Below are 24,491 nucleotides of genomic sequence, written 5' to 3' on the forward strand. Positions count from 1 at the left end.
CCCTTCCCGCCCAGAAGTTCTTGAAAGCATCGCCCAGTTGCATAATCGCCATTTGTGGCGCGTTCTTGGTAACTTCCAGCATCCACGGGAACTGCTCGCGCTTGATTTTGTTTAGTTGTTTCCGCAGCGCCGCCTGCGAAGGCTTTGGCAGGCTATTGTCAGCCTTCCACGCCTCGTATTGCTTTTTCCACTCTGCCAAAGCCCAGTTATAGGCAAACCGCGCCGTTCCTGCGGCTTTGGCAAAATAAGTAGCCTGCTTGTTGTTTGGCTTGAGGGCGATCTTATGAGCAAGAATCATTGAAAATCTTCCGCAATCTATCCAAATCATACCGACGATTACCGCCAATAGTGCGCCCATCGGGGATTAGCTTGCCTTCACGCTCCCATCGTCTCAGCGTTTGAGCTGATACGCCTAAGAACTCGGCGGCTTCGCGGATGCTTACAAGTTTTTTGTCCATGTTTGGATTGTATATCCTTGCGCGAGAAAGAGCAAATATTTATTCAACTGCTCAAGCCCTCAGCCTTGGCCAGCAGAGATTGCCACTCTTCGTATCGGGAAGGGAACTGCTCAGCAAACTCTTCGTCCGTAAGTCGTTGATAATGAGCGCGAAGGGCCTGCGCATCGGCCCGCGCTTCCAGAGCCTCGTCCCGTACGGGCGTGATGTCGATAAAGTCCTGATCTGGCTTGCCTTTCCCAGCCGACTCGGTGAGCTTGTGCCAGCGATCCACGGTGGAGAGACGGACGGAGATGTCCTCGGAGTGAAGGCCATCCTCGATGGTTTGCGCAATGGATTCAAGCACTTCGCCATGCATGAGGCGATGCTGTAGCGCAAGGCGTTGCGAACGTATGGCGGCTTCGTGGGCCCGCTCGGAAAGAACCAGCGGATTTTCCTTATCCGTCAAGAACTTATTGCTTGGCATGATCCTTGCATCCGTCGGATGTGCTACGCTCAGTCAAGTCGGCAGCCAAAGCAGTCATGACCTCCGAAGTCAACGGACAAACCACAACAAAATCATCGGTTTCCACCGCCAGCACATGCGCGTCGTGCATCATTCCCATCGTAATTTTCGTCGCCCCAACCACCGGCTTATCTACCTGCTCCATTGAAAATCCTCGCTAAAACCAGTGCTCCAACACTAGCCACATTCAACAAACAAGTCAAATCTCAAGAAAATCAACAACTTAGCTACTAAAAAGCCCGAGGCCGCGAAAGCAGCCAAACATACCAACCAGTCGGTACAATAAAAACCGTAGGAAAACCAAGGGCCTAGAGGCAAGAAAGGGGGGGAACCACTGACGCAAAAGTAGCCTGACATACCTACTGGTTGGTATGCTCATAAACCCTTGATTTCCCTAGTGTTTTTCATAACTTATTGATCTAAAAAGGACTTTTTATTTTACATACCGACTGGTTGGTATGTTAAGCCGAACCCATTGATTTGCAAAGGATCACCACCCCGCCGTACAAATCCTTATAAAGCCTCGAACACAAGGATTCTAAAGGCTTTTTCGTATCATACCAACCAGTCGGTTGGAAGCGCGGGCGTCGGAAAAACCAGCCGATTCAAAAACTTGCGCGTATATTAGAAAGTCGTGGCCCGCTAGGAAAACCTAAACCTCTAAGAAAACCAAGGACTTACTTACTTGTTAAGAATTATTCTTACTAACTTGAACAGTTTGATTTTATTAAGAAAACCTAGTTTTTTAGCTATTCTTAACTTCCTGGTTAAACCTATTGATTTTATTGAATAAACACCTGGTTACCCACAGACTTTACCCCCTCTTGTTTTTTCAAAGGTGGACTAGCCCCCTAAGGCGTGGCAAACCCCAACCTACCTACACGCTCACATATATTTTCCTTCTCTCTCCTTTTTGCCAAAGAAAAACAAGAGGGGGTCTTGCACCCCCAAATCCACTGGTTTTCCTAAGAAAATCAACGGGTTTAATGGAAAACTTCGAGAACCCCGTTTTTCCCGCTTTTCTTAATAAAATCAACAGGTTTAACGAAAACCCCCGCTTTTCGGCCACTTCCAGCCACTTCCAGCCAATTTCTCTAGGAAAATCAAAGTGTTTAAGTGCCCTATACGGCGCGGTGTTCTTTACTTTAAAATCAATGGGTTTAAGCATTTTTCCCCGACGAGCCCCCATTTTTGCCATTTATCCAATAAAATCAACGAGCTACAGCGAAAACCTACAGTACGGGGCTTGTTTTGCACTCCTGCATCCAATTTTCCCGTAGGAATCCGTGGCTTACAGCATCTTAGGACACCAACCTCTGATTATTTTCTCAATGAAATCAAACTGTTCAATAAAAACTGCACTTCTCGACCCAGTGGTTTTGACCCGTTTTTCTAGAAAAATCAAAGAACTACAGGACGTATAACAAGACATGCGTACCTGGTTTACCTGGGTTTTATCAATAGAATCAGTGTGTTTAGCAGACCTCGACCAAACGATATGTAGATTGCGTAAAACAATACTTGGCGGTCGAAAAAGTACACCTGCCCAGCATAAAATTACGTGAAATGCGTTAAAACTCGCTCCACACAATGGTAAAAACTTGCCCACAAAGCATGAAATTATTCGCGCCTAGTGAAAATATGTGCGTCCCATGCGCCGAATGCTATATCCAAAGTGCGTAAGATCGGGTCTTGCGTGTCTATCCTCGCATACCAGCTTTATATTCAATAGAATCAACTGGTTGTGTGTGGATTAAGCGTGTACGTTTCACCTGGTCGCGCATGGATTCCGTTAAAAATCAATGGGTTAGCTGCAAAAGTGTGTCAGTGCGGCTAGTACGAAAGCGTTTATGTGCCGTACCATCTAAGACTACGCGCAGAACGCACAACATTTACGTGTATTGTATAAGAACTTAGGAACTACCCGTTGCGGCTAATGTGCGAACTACGCAAAAACTTCGTGCGCGGCGTGAAAAATGCTGCGCCGCGGGTAGCAAGCTGTGTGCTCGGCACCAAACTAATATGTATTAAATTTCTTTGTCTACGGTCCGTGGTTCGTGCAAACCTAAAAAACTTACATTAGTGGTGAAAATTATTACTTGACTTACGTACAAACTTGCCGTAGAGTATGCCCCACACTGTATAGGAGATCGGATCAATGGCACGTACCAGCAAACATACAACCATCTTGCAGGAAGTTAGTCTCTCGGACGAACTCAGAAAACTCCATCCTGAGTACCCGTTTCCCTTCGTCCTCCGTGGCATTTACGACGACGTGTGGGGCACGACGCCAGTACCAGGCGACCCAACTGAGGACAAGTACCCACATCGACAGTACCCACCTTCTTTGAAGAAGCAGGCGGGGACGACCTACGGCCTTCTGAGTTCTTTGCTCGCCCAGCGAGGCAATCTTCGCAAACTGCTAAAGATTCGTTGCGGTTGTGGTAATGAGTATGTGGTTCCCGATAGGTTTTACCCTAAGCCCTTTTCTGACTGCGGTTGCTGCATTGAGCATACGATGGCCGTGCTGGAGAAGGAGTTGCGCGAGAAAATGTCGGTGGCAGTCGCCCAAACCCAAACCCAAACCCAAGCCACTCCTACACAAGCGCAACCCGCTTTCACCCCTGCGCCAGAACCAGCCTGGCCTACGCCTTCTTATATTGCGGACCAACCAGCCGAACCGACCTCACAAGCCCTCGCTCCTACCCAACCCACTCCCATTCAACCCGAGCCAACCCCAGAGCCAACTCCAACCCAACCTGCCGTCGTTTCTACCCAACCCGCAACACCTGCCCCGGCCACGCAAGACCCAACCCCCGAACCCGAACCTAAAAGCACTGGCTCGAGGCTGTACTACGCCTACGGCAGAGTGAAATCCAATCATCCCTACTACGGGGTCCCCGTGGGTAAAATATATGAAGACCCGGCCAAGGAAATTTCGGCCTCTTCTTGGGTTCTTTTACAGCCGCCGATGCCCGAGAAGTCCATCGTATGCCAGAAGTACGACGAGAGCGATCCCAACCTGCCAATGGGGGCACTGAACCCCCCGGAGTGGTATGAAGTCGCGGTGACACCTTCCTCACCGTTTGGGTATTTGTGGGTATATAACTGGGAGATCGAGGACAATGGCTACTTTGACCCGTATCTGGACAACGACGATGTGATGAGTTTCTTCCCCGACGAAGAAGTGCCCATGGAGGAGCGGCTGGTGTGGTACGGCAACGACTTGACCGTGAACATCGGGCGCGTGCAGCTCATGAAGAAACTTGAGGAGGACATGGCGAACGAAATGCCGATCAGCCTGCGGTTCATTTACGACGACAAGGGGTTCGGCCTCACGCCAACCAGACGGAACAGAGGGGGCAAAATTACCCGCTCCACGCACCGCTTCTACTATCCTGACCGGCAGGAGGAACTGGCGGCGCATTACCGCACCCGCCTGAGCGATTTGCTGTCTTTGCCAAACTACCAAGGGCCGGACGGCATGGAGGAGGATAATTCGACGGTTAGATACTACTGTGCGGCCTGCGGGTGCGTTTCCTACACCCCTCGTAAGTGGTTCCGACCGGGCTTTCTCTGTCATGCCTGCGGCCATGACGGGTGCGCCACGCAACATTTGACCTATGGCGGATTGGACCGCACATGGGACACGGAGGAAGAAATATCGTTCGACGTGACGAAGCCACAGGACAACGGGAAAAGCGAGTGGGTTGAGCCACTTGACGAGAACGGTGATTTGGACTTGGATGCGCTGGCGCGGAGCTTTGCGACAAAATAAGGAGGCAAAAATGCAAGACGCAATTTCCCTACGATCCCTCGATGGGCACTATTTCTGCCTAAACTCCACTGGGGACGTATGTATCACGGTCGGCCCGGAGGACGCTGCGCTCATACACAAGATGTCGCGGGAGAAGAACGCGACCATTTACGCTGCGGGTGCCGCGTACGTGCGGCATAAGCCCTTGTTCACTGTGCAAAACGCCATGGACCGGGTATGGCCCGACACGCCACTACACCGGCTGCACGAACGGCAGGTTCCTCCCATTTTCGCCCATCAGGAGATACATGCGGTGGATTACGGGGCGTATTCCGCCCACGGCGTGGCGCGGGTGATGTATCACCAGAAAGCGATCCCTCTGGCCCTGCTTCAGAAGTCGCGCATCAACCAGCACACCCCCCTAATGATCCCGTTGCGTTTGCTGACTGGGGTAAGTGTCTCGCCAGGCGTGGACACGCCCATGTTCCTGCCGCCCCTGCGAGCGGAAAAGGTGATGGACGAGGATGGCGTATTGGCCTATAAGGACTTGCCGACGGACCCGAAGACGTTGTGGCCGGACGTGGAGATGCTGGAGCGGGAGGCTATTCTGTCCTACTGGTCCGCGCTGCTGCGGGGCCTGCCGGTGTTCGGTCCACCTTCCCCATTACAGACCAAAGGGTACAAACGCCCGACGGCGCCTCCGCGTACCCAGTTTCTCTATTCGTTCCGCGCCCGTTCACCCGAGTTCTTTTTGTGGCTGCGGGAGCAGGACATGCGCCATGTGCGACTACTCAACATCTACGACGACCTGTGGCACTGGACACCCTCGGGGAGCGACGAGCCAAACCATCCGTGGCACAGCGACTGGCGACAGCTCCCCTCTATTCGGCAGACACCACTGAAATACCCACGAATGTCCAGCCTGGTGTTCGACCGGCTCAACCCCGATCGGCCAAGAAGGATCAATGTCGGCATGGTGGACGGGGACTATCTGGCGATGTGGGTGGAGACTGGCTCAGTGGCTCCTGCACCTTGAACAAAATACGCCGCAGTGGTATAATACGCGGAGTTACAGGTACAGGAGGGTGTCAGTGTGTATATTCCAGAGCAGATCAAGGCAGTTCGGTTAAAGGCGGGGCTCACGCAGGCGCAGGCCGCAGAGCTTATTGGGTACTCTAAGCGTGCCTGGCAGGACTGGGAGCAAGGTAGAAAACCCATGCGGGATGCCGCGATGGATCTATTTTTGTTGAAGTTGGCGGTGCGGGACGCGGAGAATGAAGAATTGGATGAGGAGCAGGTAGAAGGAGCAGAGCGGGAAGAGCGAGAAGCCTGTGAATCAGATCACGCCGAAGTATAACCTCCTGGCGGACCGTTTCGCATTCACCCAGACAGAAGGTTTGTCCTTGGTGCTGACCAAGGAACTGATTTATCAGCTACCTTTCGGGGAGGATTACGGTTTTTGGCACAAAAAAGACGGCTTGTATGAACGCCAGACGGACCTGCGAATCAAAAAGGAAGTCCAGAAACGGGCCAAGTGGGTGTATGAACGGGAGATTACCAACGGTCGTTTTAATTTCCGGTTCCGCCGCTCCGGTTGGGTGGCGTGGGTGTCCATGGACGAGAGCGTGGCTACGGAGTTCGAGGATGACGAGAAAGCCTATATTATCGCCTCCGACGTTGTACCCGTATGGCTGTCCGACGAGGATATAAAAGAGGTGTTTAGTGACGAGTCGGAGGCGATTTACTACGGGTTCTTTGCTTTGCGGGGCGCAGAGTGGTATGTGCGCCAAGTGTTCGGGGCGTTTCAGACGTTTTGGGCGAGTGTGCCGTGGCGAGTGATGCCCGCGTATTACAGTGGCATGGACGTAGATAAGCGTGGCGAGGTTCCAACGAAGTATTTGCGCCGGCTTCCCCATTTTCCCTTACGCGTACCGTTGTATCGGCCCTACGTACCATGCCCTGCGGAGTACCGGAGAGATTATCCTTGCCCTCAATGGACCGTGACGGACAAAGCCAACGAAGGTAACGAGGAGGCTGCGAAAGTGTTGGAGATGGCGTCGGTGATGCGAAAGCGTTTTCTTGACGCGCCCGGCGCGTTGCCGTGGGCCAACCAGGAAGATTTACGTTTGTTCTTAGCGAAAGCCTAGTTTTATTTTTCACTTGGAGCCCCATAGCGTCAACTACCCCGCCCTAAAGGGCGGAGCTTCGGGGAACCGGGGCTAGGTTGACCAGGGGGCCGGAGTGATCCGGCAGACGTTGGCAACAGGTCGTCAAGACCCACTCCGGGGTGCTTCCTCAGTCCCGGACACTGGAAGGCGGGAATCATGCTGGTGAAAGGCAAAGCGCCGAAGGTTTCCACCGCTGCCGAAAAGCAGGAGCCGGTTACCAACAACCCCGAGGGGAGACGGGCGGAAGTCCGCGTTACCAGGCCCGTAAGGGCTTATAGGAGGCAGTAAATGGCAGTATTGGTGTTGGACAAGCGAAAGAAACCGCTCATGCCGTGCTCGGAAAAGCGCGCACGCCTGCTGCTGGAGCGTGGCCGGGCGCGGGTACATCGGATGGTGCCTTTCACTATTCGGCTGGTAGATCGCTTGCAGGAAGATTCATCCTTGCAGCCCGTACGGCTCAAGATCGATCCTGGCAGCAAGACCACGGGCATGGCTCTGGTGCGGGAGAAAGAAACCGTTGACGCAACCACGGGCGAAATTCTCCGCACTTTCACGGTGCTGATGCTGCTGGAACTGAAGCACCGGGGGCACGCGATCCGCGATGCCCTCACCCAGCGCCGGGCATTTCGCCGCCGTCGCCGGGGGAATGTACGGTATCGGCCTGCACGGTTCGACAACCGTACCAAACCCAAAGGCTGGCTACCACCCAGTCTGCAACATCGGGTCGATACGGTACTGGCTTGGGTGGATAGGTTGATGCGTTGGGCGCCGGTTACTGCACTTTCGCAAGAGTTGGTGCGGTTTGACACGCAAGCCCTGCAAAACCCGGAAATCAGCGGCGCGGAATACCAGCAAGGCACCCTGGCCGGGTATGAGGTCCGCGAGTATTTGCTGGAGAAGTGGAACCGGACTTGCGCCTATTGCGGAGCGAAAAACACACCTCTGGAAATCGATCACATTCATCCCCGATCCAAAGGCGGCAGCAACCGTGTGAGCAACCTCACCATCGCCTGTCGCGACTGCAATCAGGCCAAAGGCAATATGCCATTGGAACAGTTTCTGGCGAAGGCTCCGGAGCGAGTCCGCAAGATACTGGCCCAGGCCAAAGCGCTGTTAAAAGATGCGGCGGCGGTGAACAGCACTCGCTGGGCACTGTTCCAACGCCTTAAAGCAACGGGTCTGGACGTGGAAGTCGCCAGTGGCGGCAGAACGAAGTGGAACCGACACCAGATGTCCATTCCCAAAGCCCATTGTCTCGATGCGGCTTGCGTGGGGTGTGTTGACGCCATCCAAAACTGGCAGCAACCAGTTCTCGGCATTAAAGCCACCGGACGCGGCAGCTATCAGCGCACGCGGCTGACGAAACACGGTTTTCCGCGCGGGTACTTGACCCGAAGCAAAAGCGTCTTTGGTTTCCAGACGGGTGACCTGGTGAAAGCCATCGTCACGACCGGAAAGAAAACGGGCACCTATCTGGGCCGCGTCGCTATCCGTGCCAGTGGCAGCTTCAATCTCCAGACCGGAAACGGTCTGGTGCAGGGTATCCATCACCACTTTTGCGCGCTGATTCAGCGGGCGGACGGTTATGGATATTTGTGGACCAAGATAGCACTCGACAGAGGAGATGCGGGACTGGGGCAGGCTACGCCTGCCGCGCTATCCCTCCCCGGCATGAATGCCGGGGTTTCCCGCGCAAACTGATGAATCCTTTGTCCTTTTCCGCCATCAACACGTTCGACACCTGCCCCAAGCAGTTCCACCATTTGTACATTCTGAAAGATGTGCGGAGCAAGACGACGGAGGCGAATCTGTGGGGGACCAAGTGTCACAAGCAGCTTGAGGAATATATCAAGGAAGGCAGCGAGATCACCGAGCCCGCAGCGCGGCACGGAGTACCTTATATTACGGCGGCTAGGACGACACTTTTGGGGTGCTCAGAGCGAGTGGAGTGGAAGTGGGGGTTGTCTGCTGATTGGGAGCCGGCGGAGTTTTTTGGCGATCCTATGTTGCGCGGCGTGATTGACTATCTGGCGCTGTCGGAGGATCAAACGAAAGCCGTGGTGGTGGATTGGAAATTCGGTAAGAAAAAAGAGGATTTGCGGCAGCTTTCGTTGTTCGCGCTCGCGGTGTTCTGCCATTTTCCAGCCGTCGGGAAAATCCGTACGATCTACGCATGGCTAAAGACGGGGGACGACACTCCTACGGTGAAGGATTACGTGCGTGACGATATAGAGATTTTGAAATGCGAGTGGCTGGGGAGTATTCGCCAAGTGGAAGAGCGCCTGGAAGTGGACGTATTTCCTCCGAAGCCGAGCGGATTGTGTCGTGGTTGGTGCCCGGTGGACAGCTGCACGCACTACGTCGCGCCAAGAGGCTAATAAATAATCATATACAAGGAGAGAATGGTGGAGAGTAAGCCTTATTTTGTGAATACGACCAAGGACAAGATCGCGGTAAGCGAGCAGCGGTGGCCTACGCAGCCATCTCACATGCGCGAGAAAGTTTTATTGGTGGAGGGTGTCCGGTACGGCGTGTATCCCTACTCGGCGGAAGCGTGGTACATGCTAGGGCGTATGCTGCCGGGCTTTGATGCGCCTCACCCTCTACTGGCGCGCTACGAATGGTCTGGGCCGTACACTCCCATGATGCACCAGCGGCGCGTTGCGGTGTTCCTGGCTGGTAGGCGGCGAGCCTACAATCTGTCTGACATCGGGACGGGTAAAACACTGGGTGCATTATGGCCCGCCGACTGGATGATGAAAGAGAAGATGATAAAGCGCGTCCTGATCTTGTCCCCTACCAGCACGGTGCGGTCGGTGTGGGCGTCCGAGATTTTCACGCATTTCCCGCACTGGCGGTACGACGTGATGCAGGGGGTCAGCCACGCCAGCGTGAAGAAAAACTTGGCCCACTGGAGAGGTTTGCATTGCATCATCGCCAACCACGAGCTGACACGAGCGCAGAATCGGGTGTGGTTCCTCAATGATCGGCAGTTGCAGCCGGACCTGGTGATTATCGATGAGGGCTCCATGTTCCGTAATCCAGACACGGATAAATGGCGCGGGCTGCGGGGAATTTTGGCGGAGATGCCTTACGCTTGGATACTTACGGGGACACCTACTCCAAATTCGCCACTCGACGCTTGGGGTATCGCGGCTGTGATGGGGACGCATAACGGTGTTCGACGAATGGCGTTCCGCGACAAAGTAGAGATGCGTGTGTCCGAGTACGATTGGGTGCCGCGTAAGGGGGCGGACCAGCACGTGAAAGCAATCCTGTCCCCGAGCATCCGTTTCTCCAAGGAAGATTGTCTCGACCTGCCGCCGTTGACCTACGAAACCCGTACCGTGGCGATGACCAAAGCGCAGATGGACGCCTACAAAGAACTGGAGCATACGGCGGTTCTGGAGGCACAAAATGGACTGACTGCGACGGCGGTTAACGAGGCGGTGAAAGCGCAGAAACTCCTCCAGATCGCTTGTGGCGTGTTGTACGCGGACGCGGAGGAAGTAGGCGGGGATAAAGTTGAAATTGAGATCGAGCCTACCCACAAGCTGGCAGAACTGAAAGCTATAGCCGAGGAGGTCGATGGACCACTGATTGTGTTCGCGCCCTTTACTTCCGTGGTCAAGTATTTACACAAACACTTTCCCAATAGCCGACTGTTTTACGGGGACATCGATGTAAATGAAAGGGCCATGATCGTCAAGGATTTTCAGGCGGGCAAGATTAAAATGTTGCTTGCGAATCCGAGAACGATGAGCCACGGGTTGACTCTTACTAGGTCAAGTTGCATCGTATTCTATTCCCCAGTTTATTCCAACGACGTATATACGCAGGCGTGCGGACGAATTTACCGTGCAGGGCAGCAGCTTCCATGCTCAATTATACACCTGGCATCCAGCGAGATCGAAGAGTATATTTATGACAAGCTAAAGCGGCGACAGAAGGTCCAAGGAACCATACTCAAGTCTCTTATAGGTACGTCGCATTAGCCCCTGGGTTGACACGCGGGAGAGCATGTGCTATTATGTATCCATCGGTGCTAGAAACACCAGCGGGCGGAAATCCGCCCCGTCAGACTTGCGGAGTTTTTTATGTCCTTTGACCGAGAGTGGGTGAATACAATACCCGAAAGGGGAATTATCCCGGTGCTCCCGCTGCACTTTCTAGCTCTCGGCCACCTGAAAGGATTTGGGCATGCGTAAATTGACGCAGTACGTTTCATATAGGATATAGTAACATCCTCAACGATAGCTTTGCAAACAGGAGGAGCGGGAGTAGGCGCTATCCCTCACCGGCCTAAAGGCCGGTGTTTCCCGCGCAAATCAGGATGAAACGATTACTGCTTGTCGGAATGGTGGGTGCTGCGCTGGTAGCAACGTTTTTCGTAGGCGGCCGGGAAGGCTACGGCTACTGCTACCAATCGGGGTACAAGGCCGCACTTGCCGCGATCCGGCATGCGGTAGCCATTGCAGATTACCCGACGGTGAAAATCGTTTACCCGTCCAAGGAAGCAATCGCGGTAATCAAAGGGGGCGTATGCACCCCCATCCTTCCGGGCACCAAGCTGCCCACCTATTACCACATCGAGTACGTCAGCCCATACGACCGCCCATGCGGGCCGGGGAAACCTGGGCAGCCTTATCAAGACAGCTCAGCGCTGGCGGCTATCACTCACGAAGTACAGGCCGGAGATTGAAATGATTGCCACAACCCTAAACCGAATCAGAAATCAACAACCATGCGCCGAGGGGTGGGAAAAGTTGCTTAAAGGTCTCGGAAAAACTAAAGCGGATGACGAGCCTTTACCATATGCAGATATTGTCCGAATTAACGGTATAGAAGACGCACTATGGTGTTGTCGGGCAGAGCCTCAATATGCCAAAGAATGGCGCTTATTTGCGGTCTGGTGCGCGCGTCAGGTACAGCATTTAATTACAGATTCAAGAAGCATCGCAGCAGTTGACGTCGCAGAAAAATTTGCGTCTGGGTTGGCAACAGACGAGGAATTGGCTGCCGCATGGGCTGCCGCAAGGGATGCCGTAGGGGCTGCCGCAAGGGCTGCCGCAAGGGATGCCGCATGCGACGCCGCATGGGCCGCCGCACGGGCTGCCGCATGGGCCGCCGCATGCGACGCCGCAAGGGCTGCCGCATGGGCCGCCGCATGCGACGCCGCATGGGCCGCCGCACGGGCTGCCGCAGGGGCTGCCGCAGGGTTTGCCGCATGGGACGCCGCATGGGCCGCCGCATGGGAGTCTCAAGCGCTGGAATTTTTGCGGATTGTAGGAGAGTCAATTACCCCGCCCTAAAGGACGGAGCTTGCGGTACGCAGGCTGGGTTGACCAGGGAGCACGGATAACGTGCAGACGTTTGTAACGGGTCGTACAGACCCACTCCGGGATGCTTCCTCAGTTCCGGACACTGGAAGGTCGGGATCATGCTGGGCAAAGGTAAAGGCCCGAAGGTTCTGATCGTCACCGCAAGGTGAGAGCCGGTTACAGACATTCCCGAGGGGAGACGGAGACGGAAGTCTCCGCGTCACAAGTAGCCCGTAAGGGTTGATGGTAAAGGAGAGGTGGAAATGGCGGTATTTGTTTTGGACAAGAGGAAGAAACCGCTCATGCCGTGCTCGGAGAAACGGGCACGGTTGCTGCTGGAGCGCGGTCGGGCGCGGGTGCATCGACTCGTGCCGTTCACGATCCGTCTGGTGGATCGGTTGCAGGAGAATTCCGTTTTGCAGCCCGTTCGCATCGGCATTGGATTCCGGCAAGCGACGCTGGCGGCTCCGTGGTGTTGACAAGTCCCACAGGGCCGTATAGAATGGCCTCATCAGGTGGAAATTTGGAGGGTAAAAAGATGCCTACGGTAGAAGAAGTAGTAGACGCAATTTTCCAGTTGCGTGACAAGAAGGCCGAGCTGAACGAAAAGCTGAAGCAGGTCAAGGCGGCGGAGGCGAAGCTGGACGCATGGCTTTTGTCCGCGCTGGACAAGAACGGGTTGGATAAGATGGGAGTCACCACGTCTCGCGGAAAGGTCACGATCTTCCGAAAGCTCAAAACGTCTTATACGATGGGGGACTGGCCATCCTATCTGGACTACGTGCGTGAGCACGAGGCGTGGGACTTGCTGTATCGTCAGGTGCCGCAGAAGGCAATTGCAGAGATCATCGAGAACGGCGGCGATGTGCCGGGTGTCAATGTGTTCCGCGAGACGGTGGTTGGTGTACAGTCCCGTTGAGCATAGGTGGTGTAGGGTGGGGTTTGTAGTTTTTTGACAGGAGAAAATCCATGAGCAATGTAGTTGAATTCAAAGGTGGTGCGTTGGCAGCTAAATTCGGCACAAAGCTGGACAAGCTGCGGAAGATTCAGAAGGAAGTTATTGAGCAGCCTACGGCTGGTCCCCAGTTCGCACGAATTAGCACGGACAAGCGGCAATTTTCCATCTTGGCCGATGGAGAGGCCAAAGTGATTCGCACGTCCAATGGGGCTAAGGCTGAGGTGTTGAATGTGGTCATCCTCGGCTCGTCTCCCGGCGTGTACCGGACGTATTACAAGGGGAAGTTTGATCCGAAGGCGGCAGAGAAGGAGGCGCCGGTGTGTTGGTCCCCGAACGGAATTCACCCGAGCCGTTTTTCGCGTGAGCCCCAGGCTGAAACCTGCGGGAAGTGTAAGCACTCTGTCTACGGCTCGAAGATCAACGAGGCGGGGAACAAGTCCTTCGCGTGCAACAGTGCTCGGCGTGTTTTGGTGGTCAGCGCAGGACATGTCGATGGTCCGATCTACATGCTGAACATCTCGGCTACCAAGATGCGGGAGTTCAATCAGTATGTGAAGCGCGTGGACCGTGAGCATGGGCTGCCGATTCAGGCGGTGGTGACGGAGCTGTCTTTTGATGAGGCTTCTTCGGTGCCGGTGCTGAATTTCCGGGAGGTCACGCCCTTGACGGACGAGCAACTGGAAGTCGTTTTGCAGCGCGTGGACGAGCCAGAGGTCGTGGAGTTTATGGACGGGGACATGGACACGGAAGGGGAAGGGGTTACGCGGGTAGCGGTCCCGGACGCTGAAGAAGAGCAGGCTGCCCCGGAACCGACTGCTACCCCGGCTCCAGCGGGTCGCCGGACGCGCCAAGCTAGTCAGGCCAGCCAAGGCTTCGCTGCGGAGGAAAAGGCGTCCGAACCGGAACCCGCACCTGCCGGGGACGACGAGCTGGACCTGAACGCGCTCATGGATTTCTGAGCCGGTTCTAGGTTTTTCGGGCGCTTACGGCGCCCGCGCTTTTTTCTCCTTGGAAGCGGCGGTATCGTAGTCGCTTACCCCTATTCTGGCGGCGGCAGCAGGCATGAACCTACAAGAATTTTTGTCACTTCTTTGGAGTGATCCAACTCCAGACTCTTATTGCCTCGTCGCTCCGTCCGTTCGTTATTATGTGTCCGCAGACATATCTTCTGCGCTATCGTATCAGAATCGACTGAACATCTGGTTCTCCCCGGCGCGGTTTCGTACCCCTGATCTGTCGGTTCCGCGCTTGGGGACCAGTGTAGAACGTAGTTCCGAACTCGCTATCTCGGCCCGTGCGTTCTGGCTGGACATCGATGTGAAGCCGGGCGAACCTGACAAGGGGTACGAGAATTATGAGGAAGCGCACGACGCGCTGACCGCGTTTGTCGCTAAAGTGGCGCTCCCCGACCCTTTGATCGTGCGCTCCGGCGCTGGCATACATGCCTATTTTTTGCTTCAGCAACCGATTTTTGCATCCGAGTGGAATCGAGCTGCCAATGCTTTGTACGACTTGTGTGCACAGGAAGGGTTCAAGGCGGATAAGTCACGCACTCGAGATATGTCCTCGCTGCTGCGGCTGCCGGGGACCATAAATAAAAAAGACGAGCGGGAGCGCCTGCCGGTCGTTATTGAGGACTCGGACTACACCATAGTTTCTTTCCCGGCGTTCGAGAAGGCCGTCACCACGGCGCTGAAGGGGTTCAGCAAACCGAAACCCTCGGTCGGGCTACAGAAGCTGCGCGACTTGAGTAGCCAGATTACCGATTTAGCCACGACCGGGGAGGTGCCGGACGCCGATGCGATACGATCCAAGTGCGCGTCGCTTCAGTTCTACTACGAGAAACGCGGCGACGTTAGTGAACCCGCCTGGTACAAGGCACTTGGGATACTGGCGTACTGTAAAGATAGCGAGCAGAAAGCGGTGGAGTGGTCTGGCGGCCACCCGGATTTCGACCCCGAAGATACCTTGGCAAAGATGGAGCAGTGGAAAGAGCGCACGACCGGGGCGACCACGTGCGAGTCCATGTCTCAAGCGGATGAATACGCCGCGCACTGTAGGAAATGCCCCTATCGACAGTCTAAAAAGCTCGTGTCCCCCATCACGTTTGGTCTGGGGACGAAGTCAGAGGACGCAGGCAAAAACTTCCTCGGCTACGAACTAGCAAAACCTTATTATATAACGGACAACGGCGCGATCATGGTGACTACGGACGACGGCGTACCCGTAGTTGTGTCCGAGCGCACGGTTGGTATCACGGACGTACTGTTAGAGCCTGAGCGCCCCGGCGTGGAGCGTGTGACCTACGAGATCAGTTACCGGCACGTTAAAGGGGGGGTGCGGCGTGTTATGGTGGACGGGTCCATGCTTCCCGACAAAACGAACTTGGTGAAGAAACTGGCGGCTTATGGTTATCTTCGCCGCTCGGCTCGGGAGGATGAGGTATTGGTAGACTATCTTCGGGTGAGCGCGAACCTGGCTGCTGCCCATGTTCAGCCTACTTTCGGGTATCGTTCCTTCGGCTGGCACGACGGGTCGTTTTATCTGGGCGAGACGCGGTACATGCCGGGTGGAGAGACGGCAGCCGCCAAGCGTATTAGCGATGACAACCCGACGATCCCGAAAGGGGAACTGCACGCATGGAAGCACGTAGTCGAGCACTATCTGTCCGCGCCGCGTGGGTTTATGCTGCCGTTTCTCATCGGGCTTGGTGCGCCGTTTCTCCATTACTCCTCGACCCCCGGCCTCGTGGTCAACCTGTACGCACCGGACTCCGGTATTGGCAAGAGCACCTGTCTTTCTGCCGTACAAGCGGTCTGGGGTAATCCAGAACAGATGATGCGTACCAAGTCGGACACTACGAACGCGCTACTGCGAAGGCTTGGTGAGTATAAATCGGTCCCGGTTTGCGTGGACGAGTTCTCCGTCGTCGAGGGGAAAGAGCTGGAGTCCTTCCTATACACTGTGTCGGGCGGCAAAGAGCGCGAGCGACTTGGAGAGGGTGGGCGTACAAAGATCAAAGGGGGCGAATGGCGCACGGCCATGCTGACTTCTTCCAACACCGCGTTTGGCGCGAAGATAGGGCGCTTGGGGAGTAACAGCGATGGCGTCATCAATCGGATGCTGGAGTTCCGCGTGTGCCGGTACGCTTCAGACGCCGACCTACGGGAGATCAATAAGCTCGTGCGGGCCAATTTTGGGGTGCTTGGCGCAGCGATGATCGCGCAGCACATGCAGGACATAGAGAAGGGGAAAAAGGCGCTGGAGTCCGTTGAGCGGTTCATACGCAACAAGGTTTCCGTAGCGTCCCGGTTTCACGTCGATGTATATGCTGCGGCGGTATATGGGTATGCGCTGGCGTGCGGTGTTTTGGGTATCCCTGTGAACACCAGCGCGGTGCTGGCGAAGATGCGTATGACGGCGGTTGGTACGAACGATGTCCAGTCTGTGGATGGGGTGAAAACGAAGTATAGTGAGGCCGAGCAGAAGATGCTGGCTGCCGGGCTGTCAGACTACATGTTACAGGTAAAGCGCGGCGTTGCGCGTATTTCACCAAACAAGCCGGACGAGGTGAAGTACGAACCGCAGGGAGGAACTGGAGGGGCCGGCATGCCCGAGGCGATTATCGGGGTTGGCTTTACCCTGATACCCAAAGCATCCGCGATTCGTGCGGGTATGCCTATCGACTCCTGCGAGACGGTGTACATCGGCTTCGCGCCGCACCAGTCTGGAAAACACACTTATGTTATTCGACAGCGGCCCTTCATGGCTTCGTCGGAGTATATCCGCATTCTGGATATGGACACGCTGCGCGTCGTGCCGAAGCCAGAGAGCCCTGATGAACTCCAAGTGGTGCCCGTAGAGGAACTGGAGCTTGAAGTGAACGGCGTTGGCGACTTCTAGTTGCGTCGTGTACGGCGGAGTGGTATAATGGCTGACAGTTTGGTTAGGGTAGGAGGTGTGGGGTGAACATCGACGAACTGCAACAGAAGTTTAATGAGATGCGAAAGAAAAAGTGGCGCATGGTGGATGGGCGGCAGCCGGTAGAGATAACAGGATTTTTTATTGATAGTAGCAACAGGCCGGTAATAGTCGGAGGAACTGAATACTCGGTTTTTAACGTAAACCCAGAAACACTATACTGTATATACAGCGGCGTGCTAGTGATCGAAGAAGTCAGGCCGTACCATGATTGGCCGATAGATGCGAAGGCGTGGTTTCGGGACGAAGGCTCGTCCAAAAAACATAAGGGATATTTTTGCCGGGGTACATGTGGACGGACGGCCCATGTGTTGGCGTGATGGGCGCACATCTTGGTCGGCGTATAATCAATTTGGATTTGTTGTTTGGGACCACGCCGAAATTGCGGAGGACGGGGTATGAAACTGCAACGTTACGAGGTGTGCGATGGTTTTTTCTTGAAGGGATACCGTCCCAACGAATCAGGCGGATGGTGTAAATCAGAAGATGTTGCCGAGCTAGAATCCGAGATTGAGCGTCTAAATAAATTGCTTACCAAGGATTTGATGTATTGGGAAGTTGGGCGCGAGGAGGATTACCTTTCGGAAGATCCTTGGGAAATCGCAGACAGGATAGCCGACGAACATCTAGGGCCGGGTGAGGACAAAATCGTTGAAGTACAAGTTGCCGCTAGGCTGCCGGATCGGAAGATGCGCGTTTGGCTGGATGCAAATGGGGATATGAAATGGGAGTGGGTGGAATGAAACTGCAACGCTACGATTTTCGCGCCACGGATGTGGCGTTGGGTGAGTGTGAGGATGGGGATTTTGTGCGGTATGAGGACTGCGCCGCTCTGGAAGCCGAGATCGAGCGCCTCCGCGCTGAGATTGAGCGCCTGAAAGCGCCGCCCAAGGTGCTGAGCGCGAACGAGGCGACGGAGCTGGGGTTTTATTGGCATCGTTTCGAGGATGAAAAAGACTGGCATCTTATACGCATCTTGTGCGAGGGGGATGGATTCTATAATTCCCGAAGCGATACATACTGCGGCATAGCGATGTTGCACGGCCAATTCATCGGCCCCCTGACGCCGCCGGAGGTGTAAAATGAACGACCGCCCCATAGAAACCGCGCTGCAACCTGTGTGGCTGGAACTTACGCCGACGTGTCGGCCACATGGCCGGTGCCTTTTGCTGACCCGAGAGGGAGTTGCGGTGATCGGGGAGTTTAACGGGGATTTTGACGGATACGTCGCGTTTTTCGCACTGCCTAGAGTGCCAGCAAGGATCAAGGAACGGTTACAGGAGATTAGGTCATGATTATCCTATTGGTGCTGTTTTTCCTCATCATGGCAATCATCCCTTGGGATGCAATTGAGGAACAAAAACGAAAGGAAGAAGCTGAGAAGAACGTCAAGTACGTCCATGTTACGGAAGAAGAAATGCCGGGGTTCCTCAAGGCCGTAGAGAAGCTAGGCGGCGAGGTGGTGGATGTGAAGCCGATACGGACGATGGAGGGGGAGGCACATGACGCCGGAAGGTAAAGTAAAAGTCAAAATCCGTGAGTATCTAAAGGCCCGAGGGGACAACTACTCCTTCACTCCCATAGGCTCAGGGTACGGTACGGCGGGGGTGCCAGATAGGATCGTGTGTTGGCGGGGGCAGTTCATAGGTATAGAGGTCAAAGCGCCGGGCAAGCTCAAGACGCAGACGCCTATACAGAAGAAAGCCCAGCAAGAAATTGAGAAAACTGGCGGGGTGTATCTACTGGTGGACTCGGTGGAGATGGTGAAGGAATGGTTTGAAGGTGGCATAGAGTTGGACACGGCGATAGGGTGAAGCGAAGAGGTGAGTTATGGGATGTGACACTCATATTACGGTAGAGAAGAAAATTGACGAGGAATGGGTGATGATTCATACCCCAACTTGGCAGAGTGACGTAGCTTGCGAACGTAATTACCGTCGTTTTGCGGCGCTCGCAGGGGTTCGCGGAGACGGACCACCGGCCAAGGGTTTGCCTAGCGACGTAAGTAAAGGAACGGAATATAGGTTTGCCGCGTGGGGAGACGACGCACATAGTCCTTCCTACAATACTTTGCGCGAATTTTTGGATGTTTGTGAACGCACTAAGTACGACGATGTAGACCGTTCCAAATGGAGTATTTACTGCTTGTGCGAGCATTATTTGGGGTCTTATTGGGAGATTACAGACCAGAACCCAGATGATTTTCGCGTGGTGTATTGGTTTGATAGTTGATATGCAGCTATTTGACGAAATCCTTCCTGCCTTGGAAGAGGCCGAGTGGTGTATGCGGCATGATGGGAAGTCCTATGCTCTGGTGGATTTGGGGGGTGAGAAGATCGGTGTAGCGGCGTATGAAGAACTGACCGAGGACGACAAGGTATTGGAGGTGGTGCGTGGAAAAGACTGGGGTTAGAGAGAAGTTGCTGAAGTACATTGATGCTGGTGGCAAGACTATCTACGAGATCAAAACTTACGTCGGGCTCAAGGGCATGGACGCGCTTAATGGGCTGTTGGCGGAAGGTAAAATCAAGTGGGACAACGAACGTGGGTTGTACCGGAGGAAACATGAGCAGCGGGGCTGATTCAGAAAAGATCATCGAACATCTGGAGGACGAAGTGAAATACCTCAAGGCCGAGTGCGACCGATGGGTTAAGTTGTATGAGGAAGAAGCGAAGGCGCGGCGAGAGTTGCAGCAGTATATTCGGGAACGGTGGGGAAAGGAGAATTAACCTTGTTTGCGACCTTACTTTTTCACTTGCTGTTCCCAACGCTGCACTTTCGGCACAACCCTATCATCCCTGTAACTCACCGGGCACCATCCGTAGTATCCCTGACTGAGCGCGTGGCGGAGCAGGAGCGAGTAAGCCCGAGGCTCGCGGTAGCGGTGCTGTACGTGGAGAACGGCGGCAATTTTCGGGGATGCGACACTAGGGTGAGCAACGCTGGGGCTATAGGGCCGATGCAGTTGGAGCCGGTGACGGCGCGGTGGTTGCACGTCGATCCATGGAACCCGGTGCAGAATATCCGAGGCGGGGTGCGGTACTTGAAGTATTTGCTACATCGGTTCGACGGGAGCCTCTGGTTGGCTCTGGAAGCGTACAACGCCGGGCCGACCGTGGTGCAGACCCAAGGGGCGCCGATAGGCGCGGTACAATACGCGAAAGCGGTGATTCGGAGAGAGGGGGATGTATGATTACGAAAGAACAGTTGGCGACGCCGGGGGAGATTTTCTGGTTTCGTGGAATGAGAGTATTCGTTACGGAGTTCGGGTATAATTCAGACGATGATAAGGACCACCCGTGGGAATGTGGATACGTAAAGTTTAAGATTCTGATATTATCACATTTGGGCCCTTATAAAGAACGGTTGGATGTATTTCTGAACGAAGCAATTCACTACTCCCAAGTTTCCATTACCGACGCCACTTTCCCCGCTTCTTCACCAAAAACCGCCATCAAACACGATGCCGATAAGCCGCGTCTGGATTTAATCCCCCCGGAGGCGTTGATGGCGGTGGGGGAAGTGTTCGCTTACGGGGCGGAGAAGTATGGGGATTGGAACTGGCGCAAAGGAATGGCGCATAGCCGGTTGGTTTCTGCGTTGCTGCGACACCTCATGGCGCACCAGATGGGAGAGGACAAAGACCCGGAGTCGGGGTATACGCACCTCGCGCACATGACCTGTAATGCGTTGATGCTGTTAGGGAGCTATTTGAGCGAAGATGGCGTGGATGATCGTTGGAAGAAGGAGAAGTGACATGTTGAAGCATGTTGCGGTGTTGATAGCAGTAGTGTCGTTGGGTATGGGCAGTGCGGTGGCGGTGGCGGGAACGGGATGGGGTGATCCTATAGTTATTCCTGAGCCGGTGATACCGTCTCATTTCATTCCGAAGCACTGTCATTTTCATAAGGAGCCGGTACGTGGAGCGCAGGGACCACAGGGACCGCAGGGACCACAGGGACCGCAGGGACCGCAGGGACCACAGGGACCGCAGGGACCACAGGGACCACAAGGTATCCCCGGCAAGAACGGAGTGGTGAACTACACGAAGGTGGACAAACAGATAAGCGCGGGGGATGAGGCTACCCTCTCTGCCTCCGAGCAGTACACCAACGTCAAGTCTACCCAAACGCTCGATGCCGCCAATAGCTACACGAACGAGGTCAACCAAGCGACGTATCAAGCAGCGGAGAACTACTCCAATTCTGGAGACCAAGCAACCCTGCAACAAGCCAACGCCAACGCGCAAGGCTATGCAACACATGCCCAAGCCAATGCCGAGAACTATGCTCAAGGCGCAGCGAATTAGGCGCAGGAGAACGCGGAACAGTTCGCCGCTTCAGGTATCGCGGCGGCTCTCGCCATGCCCAGTTCCCCCGTCCTCGCTCCGGGACAGTTGTATGTCGGTGCGGAGATGGGAACCTATGACGGTCAGCAGGCGATTGGCGCAAAAGCAACGTACCAGATTACTCGCCGCTGGAATGCGAACGTGGGCGTGTCCGGTGGGTTTGGGCAGTACGGTCACACTGCGGTAGCAGCGGGTGTTGGGTACACTTTCGGGAATTGATGGGGTCTGGCCCGGCGACGCCGGGCTTTTTTGGAGGTGGGAATTGCGCAAAACAACAACCGTCGTTTTTGACTTCGAGACGTTCTATTCTGCTAAGTACAGCGTTAAAACGATGAGTTACACGGACTACGTGGACGACGAGCGGTTTTTGGTTCACGGCATGGCCGTATGTGGTGGTGTGCCTGCGGAGTTCCTTGGGCCGGACGACGTACCGGCGTTTTTCGCCTCTCTCCCAGAGCGATCTATATTAGTATCTCACAACAGTCTGTTTGACTTGACCATTATCGCCCGTCATTACCGACTATCTGCACTATTTCACCAAAAGCGGTTCAGTTTCATTGACAGCATGGGGCTTGCGGCGCTTCTGCGCGGTAACTACACCCGATTAAACCTCGATGCGCTGACTGGGCAAAAGACCGAGGGGCTGGCGAACACCAAGGGTAAGCGGGGACTGGCGCCGGAGGAGTATGAGGCACTGGCGAAGTACGCGGTCAATGACGCGCAAATTACGGAGGGATTGCTGCGGGGCTTGTTGCGCGAGGGCACCGAGCGACTGGGGCGTGAGCTGCTACGAAAAGAGCTACAGGTCATGGACTACACGCTGAAGCTGCTACTCGTGGACCCTGCGCTGGATCGGAATACGAGGCCGGTGTTGTGTTTGGACCGCACGGTGCTGGAGGGGTGCCATCGCGACGAGCTACAGAAAGAAGATACCCTGTTGAGCGGGGTTGCTGCGGCACTACGGATCAGCACGAAGGAATTGGAGGCCATTATCCGTTCACGAGTCAAGTTCTCGAAGCTGCTGGAGACGCATGGGGTTGCGGTGCCCAAGAAAATCTCCCCGACCACGGGCAAAGAAACCTGGGCCATGGCGAAGAGCGACACGGCGTTCCTCCAGCTTCTGGAGCGGTACGGCATCACCGAGGACACGGACGTAGAGGAAAATATCCGCGCCTCAGACCCGGAGACGCTTATCAAGCATTTGTTGCTCATGAAAGTGCGACTTGGCAGCACGATTCTACGGACGCGCTCGGAGCGGATGCTGCGGCTGAACCTGGAGGGCCAGGATACATTCCCGATGCCGGTATACCTTCGCTATTACGGGGCGCAGAACACGGGTCGGTGGTCGGGTGAGAACAAGTTGAATCAACAGAATTTTCCGCGCGGCTCCTTGATCCGCTCCGCTATCGTCCCTCCACCGGGGCATAAGATCATCGTCTGTGACTTCTCCTCCATCGAAGCGCGGGTGTTGGCGTGGTTGGCCGGCGAGGATGAACTGCTAGACGCTTTTCGAGCCAACAAAGACGTGTACATCGAGCAGGCGAAGAAAATCTGGCCCTCCCTCGCGGGGCTCCCGGACAAAGTTATCAAAGATGAGCATGGACTGAAACGGCAGGTGAGTAAAGTAACAATTCTCGGCCTAGGATACTCCGCTGGTTGGGCGGTGCTGGAGCGGCTGCTTCGTCTTGGCCTTATGGGTCCAGCGGTGTTGCTGGATCGAGAGACGGCGGAAGGGCTCGGTGTCGAGCGGGAGTGGGTAATGGATCGCCTCCAGCGACAGAAAGACTGGCGTAAGGAACAGGTCGGAGATGACCCGGAGAAGCTGCAAGACGCGAAAGCCTGGTGGGAGGGTCTTATGCTACCACTCCAGAAAGACCCGTTGATCCTGTGGCACTACGGCGCAGCTATGCGACTGGTGGACATATATCGGGAGGCGAATCGGAATATCGTGCTGTTTTGGAAGCGCATGGGCGCGTTGGACGGTGGAGAACACTGCGAGTGGATAGAGGAGACCTACCAAGGCGTACCTACCATGACCCTGCGCCTCCCCGACGGCAGCCTGCTTCCCTTTCCACACTTGCGCTACTCGGACGACGAGCGCGGACGGATATTGTACCGACAGAAAGGCGTGATTCAGCATACCTATTCTGCACGCCTAGCGGAGAACGCGACGCAAGCCACCGCCCGAGCGTTGCTTCGGGACGTTTGGATAGAAGCGGTCAAGGCAGGTATCCCGGTCTGCCACTCAGTACACGACGAGTTGGTGTCGGTTGTCCCAGAGCGAGATGCAGAGGACGCTCGGAGTGCGTTGTTGGAGATCATGTCCAAGGCCCCGGCGTGGGCACCCGACCTGCCCGTCGCGGCAGAGGCGAAGATTCTGGATACCTACGCGGAGAAATAGAGGGTTGGAAAAAAGACTTGCACTGAGTCCCACTCCGCCGTATAATACTCTCCATGGAAGCCGCCCAACCCGGCGCGGCATTTTGGGAGACGAACATGGAAGCAATCGACGCAGCAGTAGAGGCACACGAAGCATGGCTTATTCGGATGCAGGACGAGGCCGACGCGAAAGCGGCTATCCGCGAATCAGAAATCTACAACGCAGAGCGCGACATCCTGCTCGACCACAAGTTGATTGACGAAGCATTTACCAACCACGCAACCAATGAAGAGATAGACAAAATTTACATGGCGCTAGCTCTCATGTACCAAGCATACGTCACCGGGACAACCACAGAAGAACGTAATGGCGGCATCGTGGATTATTTCATGCTTGACGTTGCGCCAATCTACGAGCGCGTCATCACTGCGGCGGCAGCCGAGGAAGTGGATAGTTAAGGTTATTGATCGGGAAGTTTGGCTAGGGGGTGGTGAGATGGACTACGCAGACGTGATGGAGAGGGACATGCAGAAAGTTTGGGCGGCTGAGGATGCGGCGCAGAAGGCCGCTATGGAAGAACTGGAGTCCACGATGGAGCAAATCTGGCAGGAGGACAC

At 55.0% G+C, this 24,491-nt stretch carries 33 protein-coding genes; 27 read left to right on the plus strand and 6 right to left on the minus strand.

Going from position 1 to position 24,491, the window contains the following annotated elements:
- The 5 genes from RTI30_RS05380 to RTI30_RS05395 all read right to left on the minus strand — a co-directional run.
- Positions 1-298: helix-turn-helix domain-containing protein (locus RTI30_RS05380; RefSeq protein WP_312283390.1), on the minus strand; the 298-nt coding region annotated here is incomplete at its 3' end.
- Positions 282-458, minus strand: coding sequence for a MerR family DNA-binding transcriptional regulator (locus RTI30_RS14270; RefSeq protein WP_409449680.1), 177 nt, complete (start codon positions 456-458; stop codon positions 282-284). The genes RTI30_RS14270 and RTI30_RS05380, both read right to left, overlap by 17 nt.
- A gap of 43 nt (positions 459-501) precedes the next feature.
- Complete coding sequence (locus RTI30_RS05385; protein WP_312283391.1) at positions 502-921, minus strand: hypothetical protein; 420 nt, start codon at positions 919-921, stop codon at positions 502-504.
- A complete protein-coding gene (locus tag RTI30_RS05390) occupies positions 908-1,105 on the minus strand; it encodes a hypothetical protein (protein WP_312283392.1) in 198 nt (65 codons plus the stop codon). Before RTI30_RS05390 ends, RTI30_RS05385 begins: the two co-directional genes overlap by 14 nt.
- A 732-nt stretch (positions 1,106-1,837) precedes the next feature.
- Positions 1,838-2,158, minus strand: a complete 321-nt coding sequence (locus tag RTI30_RS05395) for a hypothetical protein (RefSeq protein ID WP_312283393.1) — start codon at positions 2,156-2,158, stop codon at positions 1,838-1,840.
- Positions 2,159-3,118: 960 nt separating this feature from the next.
- Here RTI30_RS05395 and RTI30_RS05400 point away from each other — a divergent pair.
- From RTI30_RS05400 to RTI30_RS05435, 8 genes are all read left to right on the plus strand, one after another.
- The gene (locus tag RTI30_RS05400; protein ID WP_312283394.1) at positions 3,119-4,738 is read left to right on the plus strand and encodes a hypothetical protein; all 1,620 of its coding nucleotides are present in this window, start codon (positions 3,119-3,121) and stop codon (positions 4,736-4,738) included.
- 10 nt (positions 4,739-4,748) lie between these two features.
- Positions 4,749-5,753, plus strand: coding sequence for a hypothetical protein (locus RTI30_RS05405; protein WP_312283395.1), 1,005 nt, complete (start codon positions 4,749-4,751; stop codon positions 5,751-5,753).
- A 57-nt stretch (positions 5,754-5,810) separates the two neighbouring features.
- Complete coding sequence (locus tag RTI30_RS05410) at positions 5,811-6,074, plus strand: helix-turn-helix domain-containing protein (RefSeq protein ID WP_312283396.1); 264 nt, start codon at positions 5,811-5,813, stop codon at positions 6,072-6,074.
- Entirely contained in the window at positions 6,049-6,864 is an 816-nt protein-coding gene (locus RTI30_RS05415) for a hypothetical protein (RefSeq protein WP_312283397.1), read from the plus strand. The genes RTI30_RS05410 and RTI30_RS05415 overlap by 26 nt, the downstream gene beginning before the upstream one ends.
- Before the next feature lie 309 nt (positions 6,865-7,173).
- Positions 7,174-8,586 (plus strand): RNA-guided endonuclease IscB, encoded by a 1,413-nt coding sequence (iscB, locus tag RTI30_RS05420; RefSeq protein WP_312283398.1) that lies wholly within the window; start codon positions 7,174-7,176, stop codon positions 8,584-8,586.
- Positions 8,586-9,263: a PD-(D/E)XK nuclease family protein gene (locus RTI30_RS05425; RefSeq protein ID WP_312283399.1), complete on the plus strand. Its 678-nt coding sequence runs from the start codon at positions 8,586-8,588 to the stop codon at positions 9,261-9,263. Before iscB ends, RTI30_RS05425 begins: the two co-directional genes overlap by 1 nt.
- 24 nt (positions 9,264-9,287) lie before the next feature.
- Positions 9,288-10,880 (plus strand): DEAD/DEAH box helicase, encoded by a 1,593-nt coding sequence (locus RTI30_RS05430; protein WP_312283400.1) that lies wholly within the window; start codon positions 9,288-9,290, stop codon positions 10,878-10,880.
- 338 nt (positions 10,881-11,218) lie between these two features.
- Complete coding sequence (locus tag RTI30_RS05435) at positions 11,219-11,587, plus strand: hypothetical protein (RefSeq protein WP_312283401.1); 369 nt, start codon at positions 11,219-11,221, stop codon at positions 11,585-11,587.
- A 236-nt stretch (positions 11,588-11,823) separates the two neighbouring features.
- Here RTI30_RS05435 and RTI30_RS05440 read toward each other — a convergent pair whose 3' ends face one another.
- Positions 11,824-12,138 carry a hypothetical protein gene (locus RTI30_RS05440; protein WP_312283402.1) on the minus strand — a complete coding sequence of 105 codons (315 nt, stop codon included), beginning with the start codon at positions 12,136-12,138 and terminating at the stop codon, positions 11,824-11,826.
- 331 nt (positions 12,139-12,469) lie between these two features.
- Between RTI30_RS05440 and RTI30_RS05445 the strand changes: the two genes are divergently transcribed.
- The 19 genes from RTI30_RS05445 to RTI30_RS05535 all read left to right on the plus strand — a co-directional run bounded on the left by RTI30_RS05445 (position 12,470) and on the right by RTI30_RS05535 (position 24,332).
- Positions 12,470-12,685, plus strand: coding sequence for an RRXRR domain-containing protein (locus RTI30_RS05445; RefSeq protein ID WP_312283403.1), 216 nt, complete (start codon positions 12,470-12,472; stop codon positions 12,683-12,685).
- 59 nt (positions 12,686-12,744) lie between these two features.
- Positions 12,745-13,125, plus strand: a complete 381-nt coding sequence (locus RTI30_RS05450) for a hypothetical protein (protein WP_312283404.1) — start codon at positions 12,745-12,747, stop codon at positions 13,123-13,125.
- Between the two features lie 50 nt (positions 13,126-13,175).
- Positions 13,176-14,123, plus strand: coding sequence for a hypothetical protein (locus tag RTI30_RS05455; protein ID WP_312283405.1), 948 nt, complete (start codon positions 13,176-13,178; stop codon positions 14,121-14,123).
- Positions 14,124-14,226: 103 nt separating this feature from the next.
- Positions 14,227-17,067 (plus strand): DUF927 domain-containing protein, encoded by a 2,841-nt coding sequence (locus RTI30_RS05460; protein ID WP_312283406.1) that lies wholly within the window; start codon positions 14,227-14,229, stop codon positions 17,065-17,067.
- A gap of 62 nt (positions 17,068-17,129) precedes the next feature.
- Positions 17,130-17,465 carry a hypothetical protein gene (locus RTI30_RS05465; protein WP_312283407.1) on the plus strand — a complete coding sequence of 112 codons (336 nt, stop codon included), beginning with the start codon at positions 17,130-17,132 and terminating at the stop codon, positions 17,463-17,465.
- Positions 17,466-17,543: 78 nt separating this feature from the next.
- Positions 17,544-17,888: a hypothetical protein gene (locus RTI30_RS05470; RefSeq protein ID WP_312283408.1), complete on the plus strand. Its 345-nt coding sequence runs from the start codon at positions 17,544-17,546 to the stop codon at positions 17,886-17,888.
- On the plus strand, positions 17,885-18,226 hold the full coding sequence (locus tag RTI30_RS05475) for a hypothetical protein (RefSeq protein ID WP_312283409.1): 342 nt from the start codon (positions 17,885-17,887) through the stop codon (positions 18,224-18,226). Before RTI30_RS05470 ends, RTI30_RS05475 begins: the two co-directional genes overlap by 4 nt.
- Before the next feature lie 210 nt (positions 18,227-18,436).
- The gene (locus tag RTI30_RS05480) at positions 18,437-18,664 is read left to right on the plus strand and encodes a hypothetical protein (protein WP_312283410.1); all 228 of its coding nucleotides are present in this window, start codon (positions 18,437-18,439) and stop codon (positions 18,662-18,664) included.
- Positions 18,648-18,959 (plus strand): VRR-NUC domain-containing protein, encoded by a 312-nt coding sequence (locus RTI30_RS05485; protein ID WP_312283411.1) that lies wholly within the window; start codon positions 18,648-18,650, stop codon positions 18,957-18,959. The genes RTI30_RS05480 and RTI30_RS05485 overlap by 17 nt, the downstream gene beginning before the upstream one ends.
- A 16-nt stretch (positions 18,960-18,975) precedes the next feature.
- On the plus strand, positions 18,976-19,377 hold the full coding sequence (locus tag RTI30_RS05490; protein ID WP_312283412.1) for a hypothetical protein: 402 nt from the start codon (positions 18,976-18,978) through the stop codon (positions 19,375-19,377).
- 1 nt (position 19,378) lies between these two features.
- The gene (locus RTI30_RS05495) at positions 19,379-19,558 is read left to right on the plus strand and encodes a hypothetical protein (protein ID WP_312283413.1); all 180 of its coding nucleotides are present in this window, start codon (positions 19,379-19,381) and stop codon (positions 19,556-19,558) included.
- Positions 19,539-19,727, plus strand: a complete 189-nt coding sequence (locus RTI30_RS05500) for a hypothetical protein (protein ID WP_312283414.1) — start codon at positions 19,539-19,541, stop codon at positions 19,725-19,727. Before RTI30_RS05495 ends, RTI30_RS05500 begins: the two co-directional genes overlap by 20 nt.
- Entirely contained in the window at positions 19,711-19,875 is a 165-nt protein-coding gene (locus RTI30_RS05505) for a hypothetical protein (protein WP_312283415.1), read from the plus strand. The genes RTI30_RS05500 and RTI30_RS05505 overlap by 17 nt, the downstream gene beginning before the upstream one ends.
- 2 nt (positions 19,876-19,877) lie before the next feature.
- Positions 19,878-20,339 (plus strand): lytic transglycosylase domain-containing protein, encoded by a 462-nt coding sequence (locus tag RTI30_RS05510; RefSeq protein WP_312283416.1) that lies wholly within the window; start codon positions 19,878-19,880, stop codon positions 20,337-20,339.
- Positions 20,336-20,902, plus strand: a complete 567-nt coding sequence (locus RTI30_RS05515) for a dATP/dGTP diphosphohydrolase domain-containing protein (RefSeq protein ID WP_312283417.1) — start codon at positions 20,336-20,338, stop codon at positions 20,900-20,902. Before RTI30_RS05510 ends, RTI30_RS05515 begins: the two co-directional genes overlap by 4 nt.
- Before the next feature lies 1 nt (position 20,903).
- A complete protein-coding gene (locus RTI30_RS05520) occupies positions 20,904-21,455 on the plus strand; it encodes a hypothetical protein (protein ID WP_312283418.1) in 552 nt (183 codons plus the stop codon).
- Between the two features lie 54 nt (positions 21,456-21,509).
- Complete coding sequence (locus RTI30_RS05525) at positions 21,510-21,713, plus strand: YadA-like family protein (protein WP_312283419.1); 204 nt, start codon at positions 21,510-21,512, stop codon at positions 21,711-21,713.
- A 43-nt stretch (positions 21,714-21,756) separates the two neighbouring features.
- A complete protein-coding gene (locus tag RTI30_RS05530) occupies positions 21,757-23,895 on the plus strand; it encodes a DNA polymerase (protein ID WP_312283420.1) in 2,139 nt (712 codons plus the stop codon).
- Positions 23,896-23,990: 95 nt separating this feature from the next.
- Positions 23,991-24,332 carry a hypothetical protein gene (locus RTI30_RS05535; RefSeq protein ID WP_312283421.1) on the plus strand — a complete coding sequence of 114 codons (342 nt, stop codon included), beginning with the start codon at positions 23,991-23,993 and terminating at the stop codon, positions 24,330-24,332.
- Positions 24,333-24,491: the final 159 nt, after the last annotated feature.

This window comes from Candidatus Igneacidithiobacillus taiwanensis, from assembly GCF_031962545.1.
In the GTDB taxonomy this organism is placed as follows: Bacteria; Pseudomonadota; Gammaproteobacteria; order Acidithiobacillales; family Acidithiobacillaceae; genus Igneacidithiobacillus; species Igneacidithiobacillus taiwanensis.